Consider the following 22705-nt stretch of genomic DNA (forward strand, 5'->3'; position numbering starts at 1 on the left):
TTCTATTTTGAATTTTTCATTAGAAATTACTAAGCAAAAAGATATTAGTAATTTTATAGATATATATAGTATGTGTAATATTATTTATTCCTTACAGTCAGAGGAAAGCCATCGCTTTTTCAGAAAATTGTGCGATCTCTTATCCATATTGTAGCGCTTTTGTCACAAAATATTATTATCTATCATTATTAATGCGAACATTAATTATTAGATCACATGCATGTTGACTTATTTTTATAGCGCGTCATTCAATATTTTTGCGTTGAGATATCAGTTTTATTTGATATTTCTCCGTTAATAATTAGGCCTGATCTCAGCTTACTTTAAGCCTGATCAAATTCTCTGCTGGGGGGCGAGATGGGGAATGTGGGGGAAATGTCAGCTTTTGGTGGCCGGATCAGTCGTGTTCCGGACAACCTCCTTGCGATCTGTATGGGCTTTTTCCTGTTTATCGGCGCGAGCTTGTTGTTTTCAAATCCGGCCTCGGCGCAAAATTGCGGTCCCTATAACATTTCGGTCGTTCACGGAGGCTCTACACAGCTCACAGTGACCTGTGATCCGTTCGGCCTGAATAGCCCCTCGGTCACGACACAACCGCAACACGGAACAATCACAGTTCTGAATATAAACTCGGGTCTTATTGAGTATTCGCACAATGGCGGATCTGATGTCGCTACGACTGACAGTTTTGTGCTTGCTGGCGCTTCTGCGCAATCGATTCTCGTCAACGTCACGATCGGCCCGGCCTCGACGATGACCATTTCGCCCGGCGCACTTGGTTCCATGCGGGTTGGGGTGCCGTTCAGCCAGAGTCTGTCTGCCAGTGGCGGGGTTGCGCCCTATACGTTCTCGCTTGTGTCAGGCGGCGTGCCGGGAATAAACCTCAGTGGCAGCACTCTGTCGGGTACACCAACGGAGCGAGGGGCGCATACACTGGTCGTTCAGGCCACCGATAATGTGGGCGCAACGGCTCAGAAATCCTACGGCGCTACGGTCGCCAATCCGATTTTGACAACGTCACCTCTGACACACACGCTGGCTGTCGGTCAGCCTAGTACGGCTTCGCTTACAACCAATGGCGGCATTGCGCCTTATATTTACACCGTCAATAGCGGTACTTTGCCTCCCGGCATAAGCCTTGCTTCGAATGGCAGCCTCACCGGGACACCAAGTGCAACTGGAACCTATACGTTCGATATCGTGGCGACGGAGAGCAGCACCAGTTCAGATTGTAACTGCCCGTTCTGGAAAATAGACACTGTCACGGTCACCGTGACCAATGTGGCGCCGCCGGTTGCCAATGCGGTCTCGGCTGTTGTCGCTTATAATTCGAGCGCCAATCCGATCACCCTCAATCTTACAGGTGGCGCCGCCACTTCGGTTGCCGTTGGGAGTCAGGCGACGCATGGTACAGCCACCGCTTCGGGAACGTCGATAAGCTACACCCCGACAGCCGGATATGCCGGACCTGATAGCTTTACCTATACGGCGACAAATGCAGGCGGCACCTCGACGCCTGCCACGGTGTCGATCACGATCAGTCCGCCTGCACTGGCGATGTCCCCGGCGTCTGGCGCCTTGCCCGCTGCAACTGTTGGCACTGCCTATACACAGACGTTCACACCATCTGGCGGCAAGATTCCCTATAGCTATGCCGTCACGGCTGGCGCCTTGCCTGCGGGTCTCAATCTGAATCTGTCAAACGGTACGCTCAGCGGCACGCCATCGACAGCTGGTCCGTTTAGTTTCTCAATCACGGCAACCGACAGCTCAACGGGAACTGGGCCATTCACAGTCACTCGAAACTATTCCCTGGCTGTCAATCCGCCAGCGCCGATTGCAAACCCAGTCTCGGCAACGGTCGCTTATAATTCGTCTGCCAATCCGATCACGCTGAACATCACAGGCGGCGTTGCAACCTCGGTCGCCGTTGGCACCCAAGGCACAAATGGTACCGCTACCGCATCGGGGACATCCATAACCTATACGCCGATAGCTGGACGCGCCGGACCTGACAGTTTCACCTACACAGCGACGAATGCTACCGGCACGTCGGCGCCGGCTACGGTTACGATTACCATCAGCCCGCCCACATTGGCTTTGGCTCCGGCGTCAGGTGCGTTGCCTGATGCAACGGTCGGTGCAGCTTATAGCCAGACATTCACCGCATCTGGGGGCACAGCCGCCTATAGCTATGCCGTCACTGCCGGCGCCTTGCCAGCCGGTCTTATCCTGTCAGGCGGTGTCCTCAGTGGTACGCCGACGACAGCTGGTCCGTTCAGTTTCTCTGTCACGGTCACCGACAGCTCGACCGGAAGTGGTCCGTTCAGCGTTACGCAAAACTATTCACTGACCGTTCATCCAGATGCGCTTATCTTGCCTGCCACCACTCTCGCAAACGGTCAAGTCGGTGTGGTCTATTCCGCCTCTATCAACCCTGCGACCGGCGGCACTGCGCCTTATACATATGCACTGACAGCCGGGGCACCGCCGGCTGGTGTCTCTGTCTCATCAAGCGGCGGCATCTCGGGAACACCGACGGCAGCCGGTACGTTCAACTTCACGCTCACGGCCACCGACAGCGCTTCTATGACGGCCGGCCGAAGCTATTCGTTGACTATCGCTGCGCCTACGCTCTCAATGACACCGCCAGCGGGAACGCTTGTACTGTCTTATGGCCAGGCTTACTCGCAAGCATTTGTCACATCCGGAGGAACGGCAACCTACAGCTATAGCCTTTCGTCGGGTGCTCTACCGGTGGGGATAAGCTTAAACTCAGCTGGCACGTTGTCGGGTACGCCGACGCAACCCGGATTATATGCTGTCAGCATTCGCGCAACCGATAGTTCGACAGGCACAGGTGCGCCCTTCGCTCGAACCCAGAACTACGTATTGTCGGTATCTGCATCCACGATTACAGTGGCGCCCGCAACGCTGCCCAATGGCACTGCTGGCACGTCCTATGCTGCCACTCTCTCTGCCTCCGGAGGCGTTGGCCCCTATAGCTTCGCATTGGCCAGCGGCAGTTTACCAGTCGGAGTTTCGTTCAACTCGGCCGGTGAATTCTCTGGAACGCCAACCGTATCGGGAACGTTTTCAACGACAATCATTGTGACCGACGCCAACGGACAGACCGGCACACGGGCCTATACCTGGGACATTGCAGCACCAACAATTGCCATAACACCCGCGACACTGCCCAATGGCACAGCCGGTACGCCCTATGCTGCCACTGTGTCAGCCACGGGTGGTGCAGCGCCCTATAGCTTCTCCTTGACATCAGGCAGTTTGCCGATCGGCGTTTCGTTTAACTCAGCCGGTCAGTTCTCTGGAACACCAACAGCATCCGGATCATTTTCGACCACCATCAGGGCGACCGATGCCAACGGCTTTACTGCCGTGCAGGTCTATAACTGGGTTATCAATGCACCGACGATCATCGTGGCGCCTGCTGCACTCCCCAATGGTGCAACTGGTACCCCCTACGCTGCCGCTGTGTCAGCCACAGGTGGAGCGGCGCCTTATAGCTTCTCTTTGACCGCGGGCAGTTTACCGATCGGGATTTCATTTAATTCGGCCGGTCAGTTCTCTGGAACACCAACATCATCGGGGACATTTTCAACCACTATTACTGCGACTGATGCCAACGGCTTTACCGGTAGCCAAGCTTATACCTGGGCCATCAATACAGGGACTGTCATTGTCAGTCCCGAAACATTGGCTGCGGGAACGGTGGCCGTTCCTTATTCGCAAACAGTCAGCGCGAGTGCAGGCATTGCTCCCTATACGTTCGCAATTACCGCTGGCAACCTGCCAGCAGGTATTACGCTGAACCCGGGAACAGGTGTTCTCAGCGGAACGCCAACGGCACAGATCAATGCCAACTTCACCGTTACAGCGACCGATAGCAGTACAGGCAGTGGACCCGCGACGGGTAGCCGGTCGTATACGCTCATCATCAACGCACCAACCATCACCTTGCCGCCGACGACGCTTGCGGGCGGTGTTGTTGGCACAGCCTATTCGGCTACGCTCAATGGGGCGAGTGGCGGTACGGCTCCCTTTAGCTATGCCGTCACAACCGGCACCTTGCCGGCTGGTCTTAGCCTGTCGGCGGCGGGAGTCATAAGTGGAACACCGACGGCGATTGGCAACGTTAATTTCACTGTCACAGCAACGGATAGCAGCGGTGCCCCGGGGCCGTATACTGCAAGCCAGACGTATTCATTGGCAGTTGTCGTGGCACCCCCAGTTGCAAACGCAGTCTCCGCGACGGTTGCCTATAATTCGAGCGCCAATCCGATCACGCTCAACATTACCGGCGGCGCGGCGGCTTCGGTTGCAGTGGCCAGTTCACCGACGTTTGGCACCGCGACCGCTTCGGGGGCGGCGATCACCTACACCCCGACAGCCGGACATGCCGGAACTGACAGTTTCACCTATACGGCGACGAATGCGTCAGGCACCTCGGCACCAGCCACGGTTACGATAATGATTGGTGCGCCAACGCTCACTTTGACACCGGCTGCAGGTGCTTTGCCAGGCGCGACTGTCGGTACGGCCTATAGTCAAACGTTTGCGGCATCGGGTGGTACGGCCGCCTATACCTATGCTGTCTCGACCGGTGCCTTGCCAACGGGTCTGTCTCTGTCGACGGGCGGCGTCGTGAGTGGAACACCTACCGCGACGGGCAATACCAACTTTGCCATTACCGCAACCGACAGTTCGACGGGAACTGGGCCATTCACGCTCACGCAAAACTATTCGGTGACCGTTGTTGACGCCATACCCGTGGCAAATCCTGTTGCTGCGACAGTACCTTTCAACAGCGGTGCCAATCCGATCACGCTCAACATCACAGGTAATGCCACATCAGTGGCCATTGCAACGACACCGTCTTCCGGCACAGCCGTGGCCAGCGGCGCTGCAATAACGTATCAACCGGCCACGGGCTTCTCCGGCACGACTTCATTCAGCTATACCGCAACCAATGCGACCGGCACGTCAGCGCCGGCTCTTGTGACCATAACGGTCAATGTGGCACCGCCGGTGGCTCAGCCACAAACCGTCGCTGTCGCTTTCAATCAGGCAAAAGCCTTTACGGTCACGGCGACGGGTGCAGGTCCGTTGACCTATTCTCTCGTAACAGCACCGTCCAATGGTACGGCTGTGGTGGGCGAGAGCGGAAGCGCCACCTATACACCTAACAGCACGTTCAGCGGGACCGATAGTCTGGTCTTTGCGGCAACCGGTCCGGGCGGTGCAAACAATGCAACAGTGACATTCAACGTGGCTGCGCCCGTGGCGATCGCGGATCTTTCGGCTCTATCGCCAAGTTCGGGGACGCTGCAGCCCGGGTTCTCATCCTCGGTCACCAGCTATACGGTCGAAGTGCCCAATACCACCGAGACCATGTCGCTGACACCAACGGCGACCGCACCCAGTGCGACCATCACCGTTCAGGGCCAAACTGTCGGTTCCGGTTCATCCAGTGCCGCGATACAGCTGCCTGTCGGACAGACTCGCATCGCAGTTATCGTCACGGCACAGGACAACACAACGACGAAGACCTATGAGGTCACGGTGCGCCGTCTGCCGCCAGCGCCAGTGGCAGCATCGCGTACGGTGGAAGTGCTGGCGGGACAGACAGTCCATGTTGACCTGACGCAGGGATCGACGGGCGGGCCCTTCTCAAATGCGCGCATCGTCGGCATTTCCAGCAGTTCAGCTGGTCCGGTGAGCATTGCCGCAAGCCAGCCGGCCTTTGACATGGTTTATGCATCTGATCCCAACTATGCCGGTAATCTGCTGGTGCAGTACACGCTGTCGAACCCCTATGGCACGTCGAGCCCAGCGACGATCACCTTTATTGTCACAGCTCGCCCGGACCCATCGAAGGACCCAGAGGTCATCGGTTTGCTGACGGCACAGGCGGACAGTGCCAAACGCTTTGCTGCCAACCAGATCCAGAACTTCAATTCGCGCCTTGAGCAATTGCATGATGAAGGTGACCGGCGCAATAACAGCATGGCCATAAGGCTCGGCTATGCGCAGGAGAACGAGCCGGACGAAATGGACGAACCGTTCCGCAAGCTGATGGAATCAAATTCCACTCCGGGACTGTCGAATGGTGCGCCTGATTTCTCCATGCATTCGTTCGCCGAAGAGAACCGTAAGAAGCAGCAGAAACAGAACCAGCGGGCCCCGGACTTGAACCTTGGCCGACTGGCAGTGTGGACGGGCGGCTTCGTGAATTTCGGTGATCGCAATGATCGGGATCTGGATTTCGATTATACGACGATCGGTGTGAGTGCCGGTATGGACTACAGGTTCTCCAAAAAGTTCGTCGCCGGTTTTGGTTTCGGTTATGGCCGCGATGCATCCGATATTGGTGACAACGGTACGGAAAGCCGCGCTCATGCCTATAGTGCCGCAATCTATGGCAGCTACTCCCCGGTTAAATCGGTCTTCATCGACGGTTTGATCGGCGGAAGCTGGCTGGATTTCAGCAGTCAGCGCTATATCACGTCCACCGGCGATTTTGCCTCCGGTGAACGTGACGGCCAGCAGATATTTGGATCGCTTACCGCAAGTTACGAGCACCGCAAGGATGGCTGGCTGGTGTCGCCTTACGGCCGGTTTGATTTCTCCCGGTCGTGGCTGAATGGCTTCACCGAAAAAAGCGGTGGTGCATATGCGCTGAAATATGGCGACCAGACTGTCGATACACTGTCGGGTATTCTCGGCCTGCGCATGGAATACACCATTCCGATGGAGTGGGGTGCGTTGAAGCCGGGTGCCCGTGCCGAGTATACGCACGACTTCGAGGGATCAAGCCAGATCAGGCTCGGTTATGCCGATACGGCAGGACTTCCCTACGACCTGAATACCGAGAGCAGCGGCAGTGACTATGTCACGCTCGGTCTTTCGCTCGATGCACAACTTGATACCGACTGGAACGCGAATTTTGACTACCGAACAACCGTCGGCGCAGACAATCAGAACCATGCATTCGGCCTGCGTGTCGGTAAGAAGTTCTAACGGATGATGAGGCGTGGAAGATCTCGGGGGAGGAGCTGTTTGCTTCTCCCCAATTTCTCAATAGCGTTCGGTTCAAACGCAGAGAATGAAATGCTGCAATAAAGGTTCGCGCAAGCAATTGGGGTTGGGATGGAGATTATAACGCTGGATTATTTCGCCCGCTGTGTCGGCGAAGGGTTTGAAATCGATATGGGGAACGGCTCTCTTGTTTTCACGCTGACCGAGGCGCGGCCTTTGCCTGAACGCGGCTTTACCGGAATGAGACGATCACCGTTTTCTCTGTTGTTCCGCAGCGAGTCAAAGGTTCTGCTGCCGCAAAAGATCTACAGGTTGAAGAACGCTGCGCTTGGAATTCTCGATATCTTTCTGGTACCCGTCGCCCGTGACAAGGACGGCATCATCTATCAGGCCATCTTCAATTGACGGCTGACGATACATCCGTTGGTTCTGACGGATGTTGAGGCGAAAGCCATTCCATCCGTATGTGGGTATCGCTGGTATCGGCGGCCTTGAATCCCAAAGCCTCATAAAGGCCGAGCGCGCGTCTGTTGTTTTGATCGACATGCAGGACAATACCACCGGCGTTCCCGGCGATTGCCGCATCCTGGATGCTGGACAACATGGCAGATCCCATCCCCCGATTGCGCCATTCGGGTAAGAACCCGATATCGATGATATGCCAATTGTGCGCAGCCATCTGGATATAGAGGCGGCCGATCGGGGTGCCGTCCTTCTCGATGATCAGGAAATCCGTTTGCGGAAATGCGGCAATGTAATAGCGGTGCTGCAGATCAAATTGCTGGTTCAGAAATGCGTCCTTGTGTTCCTGTGGCCATGGTATGTGAGCCAGCTCATCCTTGCGGAACGAATGATAAAGCCGACGTAGAAATGGCAGGTCATTAAACGCCGCAGGGCGCAGGACACACGCCGGAATAGCGAGCCTGTCATTCCACAGTCGAACCGGAAATTCCGGCAGCTGGCCTGTCCCTGCTTCTGTCATCAGCCGAAGGATGGAAATATGCCAGCCAGTGCGATGCTAAAGTTGATTGCCAGATAAGGCTGACGGTTTTCATGCGGTTGACTGCTGCCCGCTACGCCGATGACATTTTGTGCGAACTGCGTGTTCGGTTGCGCATTAGGCAGAAACGGACTGCTCGAATTCGGCACGCTCAAACCGTTGCCCGAACTGGGCGATGGCGCGCGCTTGCTGGGTTCGCTTTGATTATAGATCGTCAGAGAATGTGCGTGTGCCGGCATCTCCGCTTGCGTCAGCGCTATATTATTACTGCCGAAGGTTTCGCCAATGGTTCGCCGGGTCAGACCTGCGCCTTGGCCCTGGTTGCAGCCCGCGCGATTGGTAAAATTGGGCAGCTGAAATGTGGTTGTGCCATTGCCGCCATACTGGACGCCGAGCAGAGCGAACAATGCGCTGTTCTGCTGGATACTGAGCGTCGCGCCATTGCAGCTTGCCCAGCCCCGGGGAGCAAAGTTGAAACCGAACAGTTGGATCTCACCGATGAAAGGTTCTGTCATAGCAGTGTCCTTGATGTGTGTGGCACGGGTCAGTTCTGTGAGGGAAAGATGCCTGCATAGGCGATGCAATATTGCACCGTCAGGGTCGGCATCGTATTGTCATGCATGACGGTCGATCCGCTCATCTGGGTTGACGCTGGTGATGTTCGGATTCCGGTGGCCCCGCTCAGATCGGTAGCATACATCGTGTCACCGACGATTGCGCCGAGCTCGACTGTTGGTCCAAGTGAGGCAGTGTTGGCGAGGCCGGTGGTGGCAAGGTAGGGATGCGTGTGCGTCGGCATTTGTGTGGGCAAAAGTGTGACATTCTCGCTGCCGGCGGACTGGCCGATCACATATGTCGACAGGCTCGGGCCGGTACCTTGATGGATCGGCACGCGTCCGCAAAGATTGGGCATGGCAAACGTCGTCTGTCCATCGCCGCCATAGGTCGTGCCAATCAGAACGAACAACGTCTCGTATTCCGAGATGGGCTGCAATGAGTTATTGCAGGGCAGCCACCCGTTGGGCACTCGGGAAAAGCCAAAAAGCCGGATTTCTCCGACATAGGGAGTGCTCATCGTTGGTCCTCCGTACGATGGTGAGAGATCGTTAATTGCGGGACGGATAAATTCCCGATAGTGCAATGCAATAGTTGATAACGTCATAGGGCTGTATGTTGGCATGTGGCTGGCCATTACCGGCGGGGGTAACAGTCTGGCTTGACAGCACAACCTGGGCTCCGTTGGACGGGCTGTAGATATTGGCACTGTTGGTGCCATAGAGCGCATTGCTGGGATTGCGCAATGTGCCGCTGCTGGTCGTCCCGGTTGCCAAGTGAGTATGTGCGGGCAATTGCTGCTGAAGCAGGGTCACGTTTTCGGCGCCGCCAGTTTCGCCAATCTGATAGGGCGAGGGCTGCCACGAGGAATCAACTGATGATCCAAATCCGACTGGTGTGCGGCTTTGCATATTTGGCAAAGCAAAGGTCGTCGTCCCATTGCCACCATAGTAGGTGCCCAAAAGAGAGAACAACGCCTGATTCTGACTAATGGCCAACAGTTGCCCGTTGCTCAAAGCAAAACCCTTTGGAGCAAACTGAAACCCTGCAAGCATAATCTGGCCTAGAAAGACTTCGGACATACCACACCCCTCAAATATTCTAATATTTATTGATATCATCGCTCTAACAGCACATAAAATGCAAGAACAATTTCTTTGAGAACATGTATAGAAATTCAAAGATATTTTTATATTTACGACAGAGGACTATTCCTATTTGCGAAACAGGATTTTTCAAAGGTATTAGTTCTCTCGAACTATGGTCGTCTTTGACGAAAGTCACATTTATCGCTGCGATCGCGCCCGCGATCTTGGAAACGCTGCTATCGGAGAAAGGGTTGTCTGTATCAGACGGCGGGCAATGTGGATTGTCGGGTCCCGCGAATTTGCTTGCCAAGAGCTGTCCGAAACACCGCCATTAATTGAAGTTCCGGTGGAGACGAAGTCTTGCCATGCATCGCTCATTGGAACGTTCAAATGCTTTTGTTAAATTCATAAACTTGACAGTTAGGGGTGGCACTCTTCTTTGTTTCTGTGGTTCTTGGCCAGTTGTTGAGCGCAGCCATCATTGATCAATTTGGTGGATTCGGCATCACGATAAGTAATGTTACTTGGCTTCGTGTAGCAGGCATTGTTCTGGTTTTTTTTGGAGAGGCACTCACTCAAATCAGCTCTTGGCGTTAGCTGTGCCTTCGAATGATATATGTCCGGAATCATTCTACCGCTCTCTATTTATTCAACTTAATCACGTTGAAATAAGAACGCCTTGTTAATGATGGCCTCTGAACATTCAAGGGGTGCAGAGGCCATTAATGCGATGCTCGGCGTCAAAGCAATGACACTGACATAGATGCTAAATCCTATTTGAGCATCATTAGAGTTGGTTGCGTTACTTCGTTGTGTATCCGCCGTTGACCAGAATGGTTTGACCAGTCATCCACCATCCCTCCGAAACCATAAACCGTATGTAGGGAACGATATCCTGAATATCGGTCAGACCCGTTTTTGTGAACTTTGACAATGCCGCGGCTGACTTATGGTAGGCGACGGCGTCCGCGCCCTCCGCAGGATAGAAGAATGGTGTGTCCATCGGGCCGGGTCCGATTGCCGTCACTGAAATCCCCCGCTCCCCGAACTCCTTGGACGCAGCGCGGGTAAAGTGTTCTACGGGTGCCTTTGTCCCCGCATAAGCGGCATAAAACGGTGTAAACGCACCCAGGAGTGACGTTACGAGTGTACAGATCTTACCATTGTCATTGACGTGTTTTCCTGCCTCTTTGAGAAAAAAGAAGGCCGCTTTTGCATTCACCGCGCTCGATTGATCATATTCTGCTTCTGATATCTCGATGAGTGGCTTTTTCAGGACCTTGCCAACGGTGTTGATGGCAATATCCGGACGGCCAATAGCAGCCACTATATCGCCAAAGAGCTTTTCCACGGCATCTGCAGTGGTCAGATCTGCCTGAAATGCAACGGCTTCAGCACCGGCTGCCTTCACTGCCGCCAATGTTTCTTCGGCATCAGCTTTCGTCGCTGCACTGTTGTAATGAATGGCTATTGCCTTTGCGCCGTGCTTGGCAAGGTCACGTGCGATAAGCCCACCGAGATTCTTTGCTCCTCCGGCGATGATTACGGTTTTACCTTTAATACTGTGATCGGCCATGGATAAAGCTCCTTGTTTTGCAGCGCCTACATTATGCAGCCGCTTCCCGCAGACAACGATATCGCTTAGATTGATGGGATAAAGTCGACAAATCTGACATCACTTGTCAGTGTAGGCATACAATCAGAGGTGTTTATCAATTGGATCGCATTGATTTGTTCCGTATCTTTTGCAGGGTCGTCGAGTGTTCGAGCTTCACCCGCGCTTCTGATACACTCAATATGCCACGCTCTTCTGTTTCGGCTGCCGTGTTGGAACTCGAAGGGCGCGTCGACGCCAGACTTCTCTATCGAACGACTCGCAAGGTTTCGCCCACTCAAGAAGGGCTGGCCTTCTATGCACGTTGCCAACAGTTGATTGCCGACATGGATGCGACGGAGAATCTCTTTCGACACGCCTCCACCCAACCGACCGGTAGACTTAGGATCGATGTTCCAGGGCGGATTGGCCGATTGATTATCGCTCCTGCGCTCCCACGGTTTCTCGATCAATATCCGCAGATTGACATTGATCTTGGCGTCAGCGATCGCACTGTTGATCTTATAGGAGACAACGTCGATTGTGTTCTACGGGTTGGATTTCTGCCTGACTCAAACTTCATTGCTCGCACCTTCGGAGAATTACCACTCATGAATGTTGCGAGCCCCGAATATCTGGCACGCTATGGTGTCCCAGCTTCACCTGACGAACTCAGCACTCATTGGGCCGTAAACTACGCTTCCCCTTCGACAGGCCGTACATCAGAGTGGGAATGGGAAGATGAAGGAAAGCTGCACACCTTATCCATGCGCAGCCGCGTTACCGTCAATAACGCTGAAGCTTACATTGCGTGTTGCCTGGCCGGTTCCGGATTGATCCAAATACCGGCCTTCGATGTAAAGGCTCATATTGATGCAGGCGAGCTTGTTGAGGTCATGCCAATATATCGCGCCCGGTCCATGCCAATGACCCTACTTTATCCACATCGCCATTTTCTGACGCGTCGCCTCGAAGTGTTTGCTGATTGGCTCGAGACACTTCTTGGGACCAATTAAATAAGCGAATAGGTTATGTCGCCGGGCCTCTGCGCTAAGTCGATCACCTAACCAAGCGATGGAGGGATATGATCGGTTTGATCAGCTATTTTCCAGAGAGCTGTTGTTAGGTTTTCGCCACCAAACCCGAAGGCACATGACGCACCGAGGTGGCTTGCCACAACCAACAATGTGATCAGAACGACCACGGCAATGCAAATTGTGATGATAGTGAGAAGAGGAAAGGGGGGACCTCATTCTACCCTAAAGTTTTCTGACTTTGTCGCCCAGTAATTTGCGCGCCTGCTCGTAGCGGTCGCGCGCTGCCTTGATGTCATTGTCCAGCCGGTCGAGAGCATTCTCCTGGGCCAGCATCTTTTGCGAATACAGGCGCGAGAGATCAGATCCCTGCGGTGCCGACGCCAGATTTTCGCGCAGGCGAGTCTGGTCGTTGATAATGGTGTCGCGCCGCTCTTCAAGCTGGGACATTTCAGTCATTGCCTCATCGCTGGCTTTGGCGGCTTCCGCCAGAGTGGTCAGGCGGGCTTTGGTTTCGGCATCGAGTTCGGGCGCGATCATAAGGGCCTGGATGCGGGCGCCGGTAACTTCTCCAATATCGACGGCTTCGACTTCAGGGCGTTCCAGTACGACCTTGTACTGTTTAGATTTCCCGGCTTCAACATCAAAGCGAATGCGGTAAGCCTGACCGGCAATGGTCGCATCCTCCGGTTTGGGTTCGACCAGCTTCCAATCAGCCATGCGAGGGTGCTCAATCACCATATGGCGCAAATCAGTCGAACCGTTTTTGAGCCGGTAAGTGGTCGTTTGCCGCATGCGGCTTTCGATCTGAAGAGTACCATCGACAGATTTGATTTTGGTAATCGTCGATTCAGACCCAGCCTCGGTATCGACTAGAACTTTCTGGTCTGTACCGAAGCCAATCAACCGGAAATCACCCATTGGAAGGAGGGGAAACTGAGCTTCACCTGAAAACATGGGCCCCGCCTCAGTTGCATCGTAGATCGTGGCAGATCCCGCAGGCAGGGATACGGCGCCGTTATTCTTCAAAGTCAACGCCCGCCATGGATTGCGTGTTCTACCCTGATACCAGGCAACCGATTGCGACGGTATATTAAGATCAACAAATGGGGTCGTGAGGCTTTCGCCAGCGCCAACGCTAACCAGCGAGGAAAGCGTAAAGCTCGCGCCAGCGGGATTTTCTTCCGCAGTACTGCCGGATTCCTGCGGGCCGGTCAGCGTATCGCCGCCGCCATTGTAGTCTTTCCCCGGAATTGGTTCGATCGCAGCCTGTTCAGCTACGGCTTGCGCTGGTGAGGGAGCAGCTCGATACTTCGCGTTACCGTCGGGCGCCTGCTGCTTAGTGTCCGCAAAAATCTGTCCTTGGTCCGCGCGCGGCAGAGCGGAGCGGCTCACCGGCGGAGCAACCAGCTGGCGTGTTACATAGTAGGGATCATAAAGCGCCTGTCTGAAAGTCACCGGTGCAGCAGAGGACAATGTTACTTCCACATCCTTCCAGGCATTGCCGGTCATGTTCTCCAGAACAACCCAGCCTTGCAGTCGGGCTTGATCCTCGCCCGGCTTCGGCAATGTCAGCCGATAGGCTGCTTTCCACACTGGTGTTTCGGCTACATAGCCGATGCGCACCGTACGTTTCGCTCCTGCAGCAAGCTTGATAGCGATATCGCGTCCTGTGCGGTCTTGAGCAGTTCTCAGTGCCACAAGCGCCGTACTGACCTGTTCCCCAAGCCGGGCGTCCTTGAATTCCAGCCCTTCGGCTTCTTCAAGAATGAACTGTTCAATCGATGCGCCCGAGAAAACCGAAACACGCGTGCGCGTTGCCACCCCACCATCCTTGCCACTGACCGTCTCACTCTGCACGCTGGCTATGCGCCCCTCGATTTGCCGAGGGCCTGCCAGTTTGATTTCCGCCCCTTTGAGCGCGGAGAACAGTGCCGGCATTGTATCAAGGTCAGACTTGGCGAAAGGCAGCGAGGCAAAGGCATCGTCGATGCGAGCCTTGCCGGGGAGTGTAGCAGAGCCGGGACCGGCGGGGTCCAGAATTAGTATGCTCTTGAGGATATCATCGACCTGATCAAGGCGCGCACGCAACAGGAGAGGTTCATTGCCATCCACCTCGGCAGTATATTCAAAATAGCCAACACCGCCTGTACCAAGCACGGCGCGTTTCAGTACGAGTTCGGCAGCCTGAGCGGCGCTGGTCATCATTGTTGTGACCATCAAAAGGGCAAGAATGGGGGAGCGCATGTGGAACCTTTGTGAGGAAAATAGGGCAAAGTGTTATGCAGCTTTAGCCAATTCATGCCTGTTGTCTACTGGCACACAGCAGGTGGCGCCTCATGTCGTTTGGCAATTAGCAAGTATTCACTAAAGGGGAGTTGAGATGCGACAGCAGCTCATCGCGACCAACGTCTGAGTTTGCGGCAAAACCCATGTAACGGTTACATTCTCTGGTGTTACGTGGCTCATCATTGCGACTCCAGCTAGATATGGAAATGGCCAGACGATAGCCTCGGGTGCAGGCGATCTGTAACCCAAGGATGAGTGACGTGGGATGGTATTGTAATGCCGTCGCCAATTCTCGATGACGATCTGGTTCTGCGGGCAATTGATCCACCGGATCGATTGCTTTTCTGCCACAACCTTCAATGTAGAAGATTTCTCCGTTGAGCAGTTCGTCCGGGAGCTTAATGTCTTTTATCGGCTCAAAAGCCATACTTCATAAAGGATCACTTACAATGGGCAGACCAATTTCGCTCCCTCCCGCAAACTACCCCGCCATTGGGTAAAGGCGATCTATAGATGGCAGACACTGCGCACCCTTGCGGTTGAGGAAGTCCTGAAATGCCCGCATGGCTGGCGACGACGTCCTGTCCGTGCGCATCACGGAGAACCACTGACGGCGGATAGGCATGCCTATCACATCAAGTATCACCAGCTTACCGACTTCAAGCTCCAGCGCGATCGTGTGTGCCGAGATGAACGCAATGCCAAGTCCGGCCATAACGGCCTGTTTGATCGTCTCATTGGAAGACATTTCCGTGCCGAGGTCATCTATACGTCCGGGCAACTCGCTGAGGAAAATCTCCAGAGATATACGGGTGCCGGAACCTGGCTCACGGATAAGAAAATGTTCCAGTGCAATACGTTCTTTCGTTATATCCCGGCAATCGGCGAGCGGGTGATCCGGCGCGGCAATCATGACCAGTGGATGATCGCCAAAAACTGCAGATCGCAGCGGAATCTCCTTGGGTGGTCGGCCCATCAGAGCAAGATCCACAGCATGACTTTTCAAACTGTTGATGATCTCCGCACGGTTTCCGATCATCAGCTTGATCGCAATATCAGGATGTTCCTTACCAAAAGTCGCCATGAGCTGAGGAGCAAAATATTTGGCCGTCGATACAACTCCAAGAGATAATGTGCCGACCCTCAGACCTTTGATTGCGTCAATCTCGTCATAGAGAAGGCGCAGCCTTTCCTCGATCATCTGGGCTGCATCCAAAAATGCAAGTCCGGCAGCGGTTGGACGTAGACCCACATTGGTGCGATCAAAGAGGACAATATCGGCTTCCTCCTCAACAAGCTTGAGCTGAATTGTTACCGCAGGAGGTGTCAGCCCTAATGTATTGGCTGCAGCGACAATGGTTCCATGCTGCTTGATCGCCTGTATTGCCCGTAACTGTTTGAGATTCAAATTGCGCATCACCCACACTTAATGAATTTTATCTATAAGGTAAATATAATAAATTTTACTTAGTACACCGTTGATGGTCCCATGGTCCTGAAGTCTGGCGCGAAAGACGACCAGGTACGGGAGGACGACCATGACCACGGCGACGCTAGACGCCTTTCTTGGATCCTATGCGGAACATAGTAACCCTTTGCGCACGTCGGTTGCGGCGGTGCTGCGCCAACTGGCTTTGACTGCAGTCAAGATTCGCAGTGTTATTAATCAGGGGGCACTCGGAAAAGCTTTTTCCGGCGGCACTGGTGGCAAGAATGCTGACGGTGATCCGCAGAAGGCGCTCGACGTCTTCGCAGACGACATGTTTCTTGAAGCAATGCGGCAGGCGCCGGTCGCTTTATACGGCTCTGAAGAGTTGATGCATCCGGCGCTGTTGAATCCTCTTGCTCCATTGGCGTTGGCTATCGATCCCCTCGATGGGTCATCCAATATCGACACCAATGTATCAATAGGGACTATTTTCTCCATCCTCCCAGTGGCTGGTGATCCGAGCAGCGAGCCAGTCGCCTCGTTCTTTCAGAAGGGCGATCGCCAGCTCGCAGCAGGGTTCTTCATTTACGGTCCGCAACTGGCTCTTGTTCTAACACTTGGCAACGGGACGCATGCCTTTGTCTTCTCGAGTCGACTTGGCACATTTGTACAAGCCTATGACAGCATTGTCATTGCCAGCCAGGCGCATGAGTTTGCCGTCAACGCGGCTAATTACCGGCATTGGGACGAGGCGGTTCAGCTCTATATGGATGACTGTCTGAAAGGCAGCGAAGGACCACGCGAACGCGATTTCAACATGCGTTGGATCGCATCACTGGTTGCCGAGGCCTATCGCATTCTTATGCGAGGGGGTGTGTTTCTCTATCCGGGCGATAAGCGCAAAGGCTATGGCGATGGTCGTATCCGTCTCATCTATGAGGCGAACCCCATAGCGTTTCTCATCGAACAGGCTGGTGGGGGAGCGACAGATACTTCGGCCCGTATTCTCGATCTCACGCCCAAGGCCATGCATCAGCGGGTTCCCTTCGTCTTCGGCTCGGTGCGGGAAGTAGCCCGGATCAGTCGCTACCATAGCGAACCCAGCAATATTGGTGAGCGTGCACCACTGTTCAGTAATCGTGGCCTGTTCAGGGCTTGAGGGAGGGAGATCGATCATGTCGGCAAAACATCCAATTATCTCCATCACAGGCTCATCTGGCGCTGGAACAACGTCGGTCAAGCGGATCTTCGAACAGATTTTTCGTCGGGAGAATATTGAAGCAGCTTTTATCGAAGGGGATGCATTCCACAAATATGATCGCAACACCATGAAGGCAAAAGTTGCGGAAGAGGAAAAGAAGGGAAATCCCAATTTCACGCATTTTCATGTCGATGCGAATGAACTCTCCAAGCTTGACGAAGTCTTTGAACAGTATGGCCGCAAAGGAACCGGCCAAACCCGGACCTATATTCATGATGATGATGAAGCTCAGCAATATGGTGCGCCCGCTGGTACATTCACCGAATGGCGCGACTTTCCGCCGAGCACACTGCTGTTCTATGAAGGGCTGCATGGCTGTGCTGTAGCAGATGGCATCAATCTTGCCCGTCACGCGGACCTCAAGATTGGCGTCGTGCCAGTCATCAATCTCGAATGGATTCAGAAGATCCATCGCGACCGCTCAACGCGTGGATATTCCACTGAAGCGGTTATGGATGTCATCCTGCGCCGAATGCCGGACTATGTGCGTTATATCACGCCGCAATTCACGTTGACGGATATCAACTTCCAGCGTGTGCCGATCGTCGACACGTCCAACCCGTTCATTGCCCGTTGGATACCAACACCGGATGAATCGATGCTGGTTATCCGGTTTGCGCGACCGCGCGGGATCGACTTCCCGTACCTGCTTTCAATGATTCACGACTCCTTCATGTCGCGAGCCAATTCGATCGTTGTGCCGGGCAACAAACTCGACCTGGCAATGCAACTCATCCTGACACCGCTGATCATGCAGTTGATTGAGCGCAAAAACCGAGCCTCGTGAGGAGAAGACGATGAACACTCAAGTTTTGCTTCAGGAAGCCCCGGATGCCGAAGTTGTCTCAGATCGGGATATGGCGAACGCAATCCGGGCCCTGGTCATGGATAGTGTCCAGAAGGCCAATTCGGGCCACCCTGGCATGCCTATGGGGATGGCCGATGTTGCCACAGTTCTTTTCAAGCGGTTTATCAAGCTTGATCCGTTACATCCGCAATGGCCGGATCGTGACCGATTTGTCCTTTCCGCCGGTCATGGCTCCATACTGCAATACGCGCTGCATTACCTGATCGGTTACCCTGATATGCCCGTTGAAGAGCTGCAGCGTTTCCGTCAGATCGGGGCAAAGACGGCGGGCCATCCGGAATACGGTCACGCGCAGGGCATTGAAATGACGACAGGGCCGCTCGGACAGGGCATAGCCACAGCTGTCGGCATGGCACTGGCCGAACGCATGCTGGCGGCCCGATTTGGGCCGGATATTGTTGATCACTACACCTATGTCATCGCTGGAGACGGCTGTCTGCAAGAAGGCCTCAGCCACGAGGCTATCGACCTTGCAGGGCATTTAAAGCTTTCGAAGCTGATTGTGTTCTGGGACAACAATTCGATCTCTATTGACGGGCCGACATCGCTTTCAACCTCCACAGATCAATTGGCCCGTTTTACGGCAGCCGGCTTCGATGTGCAGGATATTGACGGCCATGATTACGATGAGATTGCAAAGGCAATCGCCCATGCCAGGGAATCGAATTCTCCATCGTTGATTTCATGCCGTACGATTATCGGCAAAGGAGCGCCCAATCTGCAGGGAACTGAAAAGACACACGGCGCTCCACTTGGTGCGTCGGAGATTGCCGCTGCACGGCTCACAATAGATTGGCCATATGAACCCTTCGTCGTTCCGCAAGATATTCTTGAGACGTGGCGCGATGTTGCACGTCGAGGCGCTGACGAGCGGCGTGAATGGTGCGTGCGGATAGCAGCATCATCAAAGGGCGAGGACCTCAAGCAAGCTGTGCAGAAACAGATACCAGCAGCGGTATTTGAGGAACTCGCAGCTTTTCGCCGCGAGCATGTGGAGAAGGCGACAAAGGTTGCGACACGCAAAGCCTCGGAAATGGTGCTTGGCGTCATCAATACCGCCACCAATCTCACAATTGGCGGGTCCGCTGATCTGACACACTCGAACCTGACCGTCACGCCTGGGATGCTCGACGTTACGCCTGGTGATTTCTCCGGCCGTTACATTCACTACGGCATTCGCGAGCATGGCATGGCTGCCGCGATGAACGGTCTGGCGCTGCATGGCGGCTTTATCCCCTACGGAGGAACATTCTTGGCATTTGCAGACTACGCGCGGGGCGCCATGCGTCTTTCAGCGTTGATGGGACAGCAGGTGATCTATGTCATGACTCATGACTCAATTGGCCTCGGAGAAGATGGGCCGACCCACCAGCCGATCGAACATCTGGCCATGCTGCGGGCCACACCCGGTATGAATGTGTTCCGTCCGGCGGACATCATCGAGACAGCTGAATGCTGGGAACTTGCACTCAAAAATACGGACAGGCCGAGCGTCATCGTTCTCTCGCGTCAGAATCTGTCAATGCTGCGTCATGCTCATATCGAGGAGAACCGTTCGGCGCGCGGTGCTTATGTGCTGCGGGAAACAGCTGAACCCCGTGCTGTGACATTGCTGGCCACAGGTTCTGAAGTCGAGATTGCCTGTACTGCCGCTGATATTCTGCGAGGTCAGCACAAGATTGCCGCGGCCGTTGTTTCCATGCCGTCGTGGGAACTGTTCGAGGCGCAAACTCCAGCCTATCGCCGGTCTGTGCTGGCGGCTGCACCGCGTATCGGTATTGAGGCGGCGGCCCGTCTGGGTTGGGATCGCTGGGTCGGTGAGAAGGGTGCTTTCATCGGCATGCAGGGGTTTGGTGCCAGCGCGCCTGCGCCGGATCTATACCGCCATTTCGGCATTACCCCCGAAAACATTGTTGCCACTGCGCGCAAACTCATCAGCGAAAAGGACTATTGATCATGGCCAGAATTACACTGCGGCAATTGCTCGATCATGCAGCCGAGTACGGTTACGGCGTTCCGGCCTTCAACATCAATAATATGGAGCAGGGTCTTGCTGTGATGGAAGCGGCTGCGGCTTGCGAGGCGCCTGTTATCCTCCAGGCATCACGGGGCGCGCGGTCCTATGCCAAGGATATCATGCTGGCGCGAATGATTGATGCGCTGGTGGAGATGTACCCGACCATTCCCGTGTGCATGCATCAGGACCATGGCAATGACGAGGCCACCTGCATGACTGCCGTTCGGCATGGCTTTACTTCGGTGATGATGGATGGGTCGCTCGAAGCGGATGCGGCGACACCGGCTTCCTACGAGTACAATGTCGGGATTACCAAGCGGGTGACCTCGATAGCACACTGGCTTGGTGTCTCGGTTGAGGGCGAGCTTGGTGTCCTTGGCTCGCTGGAAAGCGGCGAGGCGGAAGCCGAAGACGGGCATGGCGCGACCGGTATGCTAAGCCATGACCAGTTGCTGACTGACCCGGATCAGGCGGTTGATTTTGTGCTGCGCACCAAAGTTGATGCACTCGCTATTGCCTGCGGGACGTCTCACGGCGCTTACAAATTTACCCGGGCACCCGACGGCGACATTCTGGCGATGGGCGTGATCGAGGAAATTCATCGCAAACTGCCGAACACGCATCTGGTTATGCATGGTTCGTCATCGGTACCGCAACCCTTGCAGGATATCATTAACCGGTTTGGCGGGGAGATGCCGCAAACCTATGGGGTGCCCGTCGAAGAGATAGAGCGCGGTATCCGCCATGGGGTCCGCAAAGTGAATATCGACACCGATTGCCGCATGGCGATGAGCGGCCAGTTCCGCAAGATCGCCATCGAAAATCCGGCCGAATTCGATCCACGCAAATTCCTGAAACCGGCAATGGATGCCATGCGCGACCTTTGCCGGGATCGCTTCGAGCGTTTCGGTACGGCAGGCCATGCCGTGAAGATCAAGGTCATTGGTCTCGATGACATGGCCAAGCGCTATGCCGCTGGCAAGCTCGATCCACAAATCGCCGCAGCCCAGGCTGCTTAAGCCTAGAACAAAACGGAAAGGACCTATCATGTCGAACAAGTCAGAAACGGTCACAGGGAAGGACCGCTACAGATCCGGTGTCATGGAATACAAGAAGATGGGCTATTGGGAGCCTGACTATGAGCCGAAGGACACCGATATCATCGCGCTTTTCCGTATCACGCCGCAGGACGGTGTTGACCCGATCGAAGCAGCGGCGGCCGTTGCCGGTGAATCATCGACGGCAACCTGGACCGTGGTCTGGACCGACCGGCTGACCGCGACCGAGAAGTACCGTGCAAAGGCCTATCGCGTTGATCCGGTTCCTAATGGTGAAGGGCAGTATTTTGCCTATATTGCCTATGATCTTGATCTGTTTGAGCCGGGCTCGATCTCAAACCTGACCGCGTCGATTATTGGCAACGTCTTCGGCTTCAAGCCGCTAAAGGCATTGCGCCTTGAGGACATGCGTTTGCCGGTTGCATATGTGAAAACCTTTCAAGGTCCACCAACGGGTATTGTCGTTGAACGCGAACGCCTCGACAAGTTCGGGCGACCGCTGCTCGGCGCAACCGTGAAGCCTAAACTCGGGTTATCGGGCCGCAACTATGGACGCGTTGTCTACGAAGCGCTGAAGGGTGGTTTGGACTTCACCAAGGACGACGAAAACATCAATTCGCAGCCCTTCATGCATTGGCGCGAACGATTTCTCTACTGCATGGAGGCCGTCAACAAGGCACAGGCTGCAACAGGCGAGATCAAAGGTAGTTATCTCAACGTGACTGCGGCGACAATGGAGGACATGTACGAACGCGCAGACTTCGCTAAGGAGCTGGGCTCGAACATTGTCATGATCGATCTTGTCATTGGTTATACGGCGATCCAGTCGATGGCCAAGTGGGCGCGTCGCAACGATATGATCCTGCATCTGCATCGTGCTGGCCATTCTACCTATACGCGGCAGAAGTCCCATGGTGTTTCATTTCGCGTTATTGCCAAATGGATGCGGCTTGCAGGTGTGGATCACATTCACGCCGGGACGGTTGTCGGCAAGCTCGAAGGCGATCCGGCAACCACCCGCGGTTACTACGATATCTGCCGTGAGGACTTTAACCCGACGCGACTCGAAAACGGTGTGTTCTTCGATCAGCATTGGGCCTCTCTCAACAAAATGATGCCAGTGGCATCAGGTGGTATCCACGCTGGCCAGATGCACCAGCTTCTCGATCTTCTGGGCGAGGATGTTGTTCTGCAGTTTGGTGGTGGCACGATCGGTCATCCGCTCGGGATCGCTGCCGGTGCCACGGCTAACCGCGTTGCGCTTGAATGCATGGTGCTCGCACGCAATGAAGGTCGCGACATCTTGCGTGAAGGCCCTGAAATTCTGCGAATGGCAGCACGTAACTGTCAGCCGCTGCAGCAGGCACTCGAAATCTGGAAAGACGTTTCCTTCAACTACACCTCAACCGATTCACCGGATTTTGTTCCGACCGCAACAGCAGCCGAATAGGAG

At 54.6% G+C, this 22705-nt stretch carries 16 protein-coding genes and 1 pseudogene; 9 read left to right on the forward strand and 8 right to left on the reverse strand.

Going from position 1 to position 22705, the window contains the following annotated elements:
* The first annotated feature begins 375 nt into the window (after positions 1-375).
* Complete coding sequence (locus tag AB4Y96_RS21580; protein ID WP_441919787.1) at positions 376-7041, forward strand: putative Ig domain-containing protein; 6666 nt, start codon at positions 376-378, stop codon at positions 7039-7041.
* Between the two features lie 129 nt (positions 7042-7170).
* A complete protein-coding gene (locus AB4Y96_RS21585) occupies positions 7171-7464 on the forward strand; it encodes a DUF6916 family protein (protein ID WP_441919788.1) in 294 nt (97 codons plus the stop codon).
* Here AB4Y96_RS21585 and AB4Y96_RS21590 read toward each other — a convergent pair.
* The 4 genes from AB4Y96_RS21590 to AB4Y96_RS21605 are packed head-to-tail and all read right to left on the reverse strand — an operon-like array spanning position 7457 to position 9696.
* Positions 7457-8041 carry a GNAT family N-acetyltransferase gene (locus AB4Y96_RS21590; protein WP_441919790.1) on the reverse strand — a complete coding sequence of 195 codons (585 nt, stop codon included), beginning with the start codon at positions 8039-8041 and terminating at the stop codon, positions 7457-7459. The genes AB4Y96_RS21585 and AB4Y96_RS21590 overlap by 8 nt on opposite strands.
* Complete coding sequence (locus AB4Y96_RS21595) at positions 8041-8574, reverse strand: phage tail protein (protein ID WP_441919792.1); 534 nt, start codon at positions 8572-8574, stop codon at positions 8041-8043. Before AB4Y96_RS21595 ends, AB4Y96_RS21590 begins: the two co-directional genes overlap by 1 nt.
* A gap of 29 nt (positions 8575-8603) precedes the next feature.
* Complete coding sequence (locus AB4Y96_RS21600) at positions 8604-9134, reverse strand: phage tail protein (protein ID WP_441919794.1); 531 nt, start codon at positions 9132-9134, stop codon at positions 8604-8606.
* Positions 9135-9165: 31 nt separating this feature from the next.
* Positions 9166-9696, reverse strand: coding sequence for a phage tail protein (locus tag AB4Y96_RS21605; protein ID WP_091881789.1), 531 nt, complete (start codon positions 9694-9696; stop codon positions 9166-9168).
* A 432-nt stretch (positions 9697-10128) separates the two neighbouring features.
* Between AB4Y96_RS21605 and AB4Y96_RS21610 the strand changes: the two genes are divergently transcribed.
* Entirely contained in the window at positions 10129-10299 is a 171-nt protein-coding gene (locus tag AB4Y96_RS21610) for a DMT family transporter (protein WP_441919796.1), read from the forward strand.
* Between the two features lie 205 nt (positions 10300-10504).
* Here the strand turns inward: AB4Y96_RS21610 and AB4Y96_RS21615 are convergent, their stop codons facing one another.
* Complete coding sequence (locus tag AB4Y96_RS21615) at positions 10505-11278, reverse strand: SDR family oxidoreductase (RefSeq protein WP_441919797.1); 774 nt, start codon at positions 11276-11278, stop codon at positions 10505-10507.
* A gap of 140 nt (positions 11279-11418) precedes the next feature.
* Here AB4Y96_RS21615 and AB4Y96_RS21620 point away from each other — a divergent pair, with 140 nt between their 5' ends.
* Positions 11419-12312 carry a LysR family transcriptional regulator gene (locus AB4Y96_RS21620; RefSeq protein ID WP_441919798.1) on the forward strand — a complete coding sequence of 298 codons (894 nt, stop codon included), beginning with the start codon at positions 11419-11421 and terminating at the stop codon, positions 12310-12312.
* 243 nt (positions 12313-12555) lie between these two features.
* Here AB4Y96_RS21620 and AB4Y96_RS21625 read toward each other — a convergent pair whose 3' ends face one another.
* The 3 genes and pseudogenes from AB4Y96_RS21625 to AB4Y96_RS21635 form a co-directional block, all read right to left on the reverse strand.
* The gene (locus tag AB4Y96_RS21625; protein WP_441919800.1) at positions 12556-14538 is read right to left on the reverse strand and encodes a DUF4139 domain-containing protein; all 1983 of its coding nucleotides are present in this window, start codon (positions 14536-14538) and stop codon (positions 12556-12558) included.
* A gap of 294 nt (positions 14539-14832) precedes the next feature.
* Positions 14833-15019: pseudogene (locus tag AB4Y96_RS21630) on the reverse strand (integrase core domain-containing protein); the annotation flags it as partial.
* Positions 15020-15100: 81 nt separating this feature from the next.
* Positions 15101-16036 (reverse strand): LysR substrate-binding domain-containing protein, encoded by a 936-nt coding sequence (locus tag AB4Y96_RS21635; protein ID WP_441919803.1) that lies wholly within the window; start codon positions 16034-16036, stop codon positions 15101-15103.
* A gap of 121 nt (positions 16037-16157) precedes the next feature.
* On the opposite strand from AB4Y96_RS21635, the gene AB4Y96_RS21640 reads away from it, so the two are divergent.
* Genes AB4Y96_RS21640 through AB4Y96_RS21660 form a run of 5 tightly spaced genes read left to right on the forward strand, consistent with a single transcriptional unit; the run spans position 16158 to position 22702 of the window.
* A complete protein-coding gene (locus tag AB4Y96_RS21640) occupies positions 16158-17207 on the forward strand; it encodes a class 1 fructose-bisphosphatase (protein ID WP_091881774.1) in 1050 nt (349 codons plus the stop codon).
* Between the two features lie 16 nt (positions 17208-17223).
* Complete coding sequence (locus tag AB4Y96_RS21645) at positions 17224-18096, forward strand: phosphoribulokinase (protein ID WP_091881771.1); 873 nt, start codon at positions 17224-17226, stop codon at positions 18094-18096.
* 10 nt (positions 18097-18106) lie between these two features.
* The gene (gene tkt, locus AB4Y96_RS21650) at positions 18107-20131 is read left to right on the forward strand and encodes a transketolase (RefSeq protein WP_441919805.1); all 2025 of its coding nucleotides are present in this window, start codon (positions 18107-18109) and stop codon (positions 20129-20131) included.
* Positions 20132-20133: 2 nt separating this feature from the next.
* Positions 20134-21213, forward strand: a complete 1080-nt coding sequence (fba, locus tag AB4Y96_RS21655; protein WP_441919806.1) for a class II fructose-bisphosphate aldolase — start codon at positions 20134-20136, stop codon at positions 21211-21213.
* A gap of 28 nt (positions 21214-21241) precedes the next feature.
* Positions 21242-22702 carry a form I ribulose bisphosphate carboxylase large subunit gene (locus AB4Y96_RS21660; RefSeq protein WP_091881764.1) on the forward strand — a complete coding sequence of 487 codons (1461 nt, stop codon included), beginning with the start codon at positions 21242-21244 and terminating at the stop codon, positions 22700-22702.
* Positions 22703-22705: the final 3 nt, after the last annotated feature.

This window comes from Phyllobacterium sp. TAF24 (assembly GCF_052113785.1).
Taxonomy (GTDB): domain Bacteria; phylum Pseudomonadota; class Alphaproteobacteria; order Rhizobiales; family Rhizobiaceae; genus Phyllobacterium.

Bases quoted from the DNA above. Each gene is read 5' to 3' on its own strand.
- AB4Y96_RS21580 (WP_441919787.1), top strand. From the start codon at position 376: ATGTCAGCTTTTGGTGGCCGGATCAGTCGTGTTCCGGACAACCTCCTT.
- AB4Y96_RS21585 (WP_441919788.1), top strand. From the start codon at position 7,171: ATGGAGATTATAACGCTGGATTATTTCGCCCGCTGTGTCGGCGAAGGG.
- AB4Y96_RS21590 (WP_441919790.1), bottom strand. From the start codon at position 8,041: ATGACAGAAGCAGGGACAGGCCAGCTGCCGGAATTTCCGGTTCGACTG.
- AB4Y96_RS21595 (WP_441919792.1), bottom strand. From the start codon at position 8,574: ATGACAGAACCTTTCATCGGTGAGATCCAACTGTTCGGTTTCAACTTT.
- AB4Y96_RS21600 (WP_441919794.1), bottom strand. From the start codon at position 9,134: ATGAGCACTCCCTATGTCGGAGAAATCCGGCTTTTTGGCTTTTCCCGA.
- AB4Y96_RS21605 (WP_091881789.1), bottom strand. From the start codon at position 9,696: ATGTCCGAAGTCTTTCTAGGCCAGATTATGCTTGCAGGGTTTCAGTTT.
- AB4Y96_RS21615 (WP_441919797.1), bottom strand. From the start codon at position 11,278: ATGGCCGATCACAGTATTAAAGGTAAAACCGTAATCATCGCCGGAGGA.
- AB4Y96_RS21625 (WP_441919800.1), bottom strand. From the start codon at position 14,538: ATGATGACCAGCGCCGCTCAGGCTGCCGAACTCGTACTGAAACGCGCC.
- AB4Y96_RS21635 (WP_441919803.1), bottom strand. From the start codon at position 16,036: ATGCGCAATTTGAATCTCAAACAGTTACGGGCAATACAGGCGATCAAG.
- AB4Y96_RS21640 (WP_091881774.1), top strand. From the start codon at position 16,158: ATGACCACGGCGACGCTAGACGCCTTTCTTGGATCCTATGCGGAACAT.
- AB4Y96_RS21645 (WP_091881771.1), top strand. From the start codon at position 17,224: ATGTCGGCAAAACATCCAATTATCTCCATCACAGGCTCATCTGGCGCT.
- tkt (WP_441919805.1), top strand. From the start codon at position 18,107: ATGAACACTCAAGTTTTGCTTCAGGAAGCCCCGGATGCCGAAGTTGTC.
- fba (WP_441919806.1), top strand. From the start codon at position 20,134: ATGGCCAGAATTACACTGCGGCAATTGCTCGATCATGCAGCCGAGTAC.
- AB4Y96_RS21660 (WP_091881764.1), top strand. From the start codon at position 21,242: ATGTCGAACAAGTCAGAAACGGTCACAGGGAAGGACCGCTACAGATCC.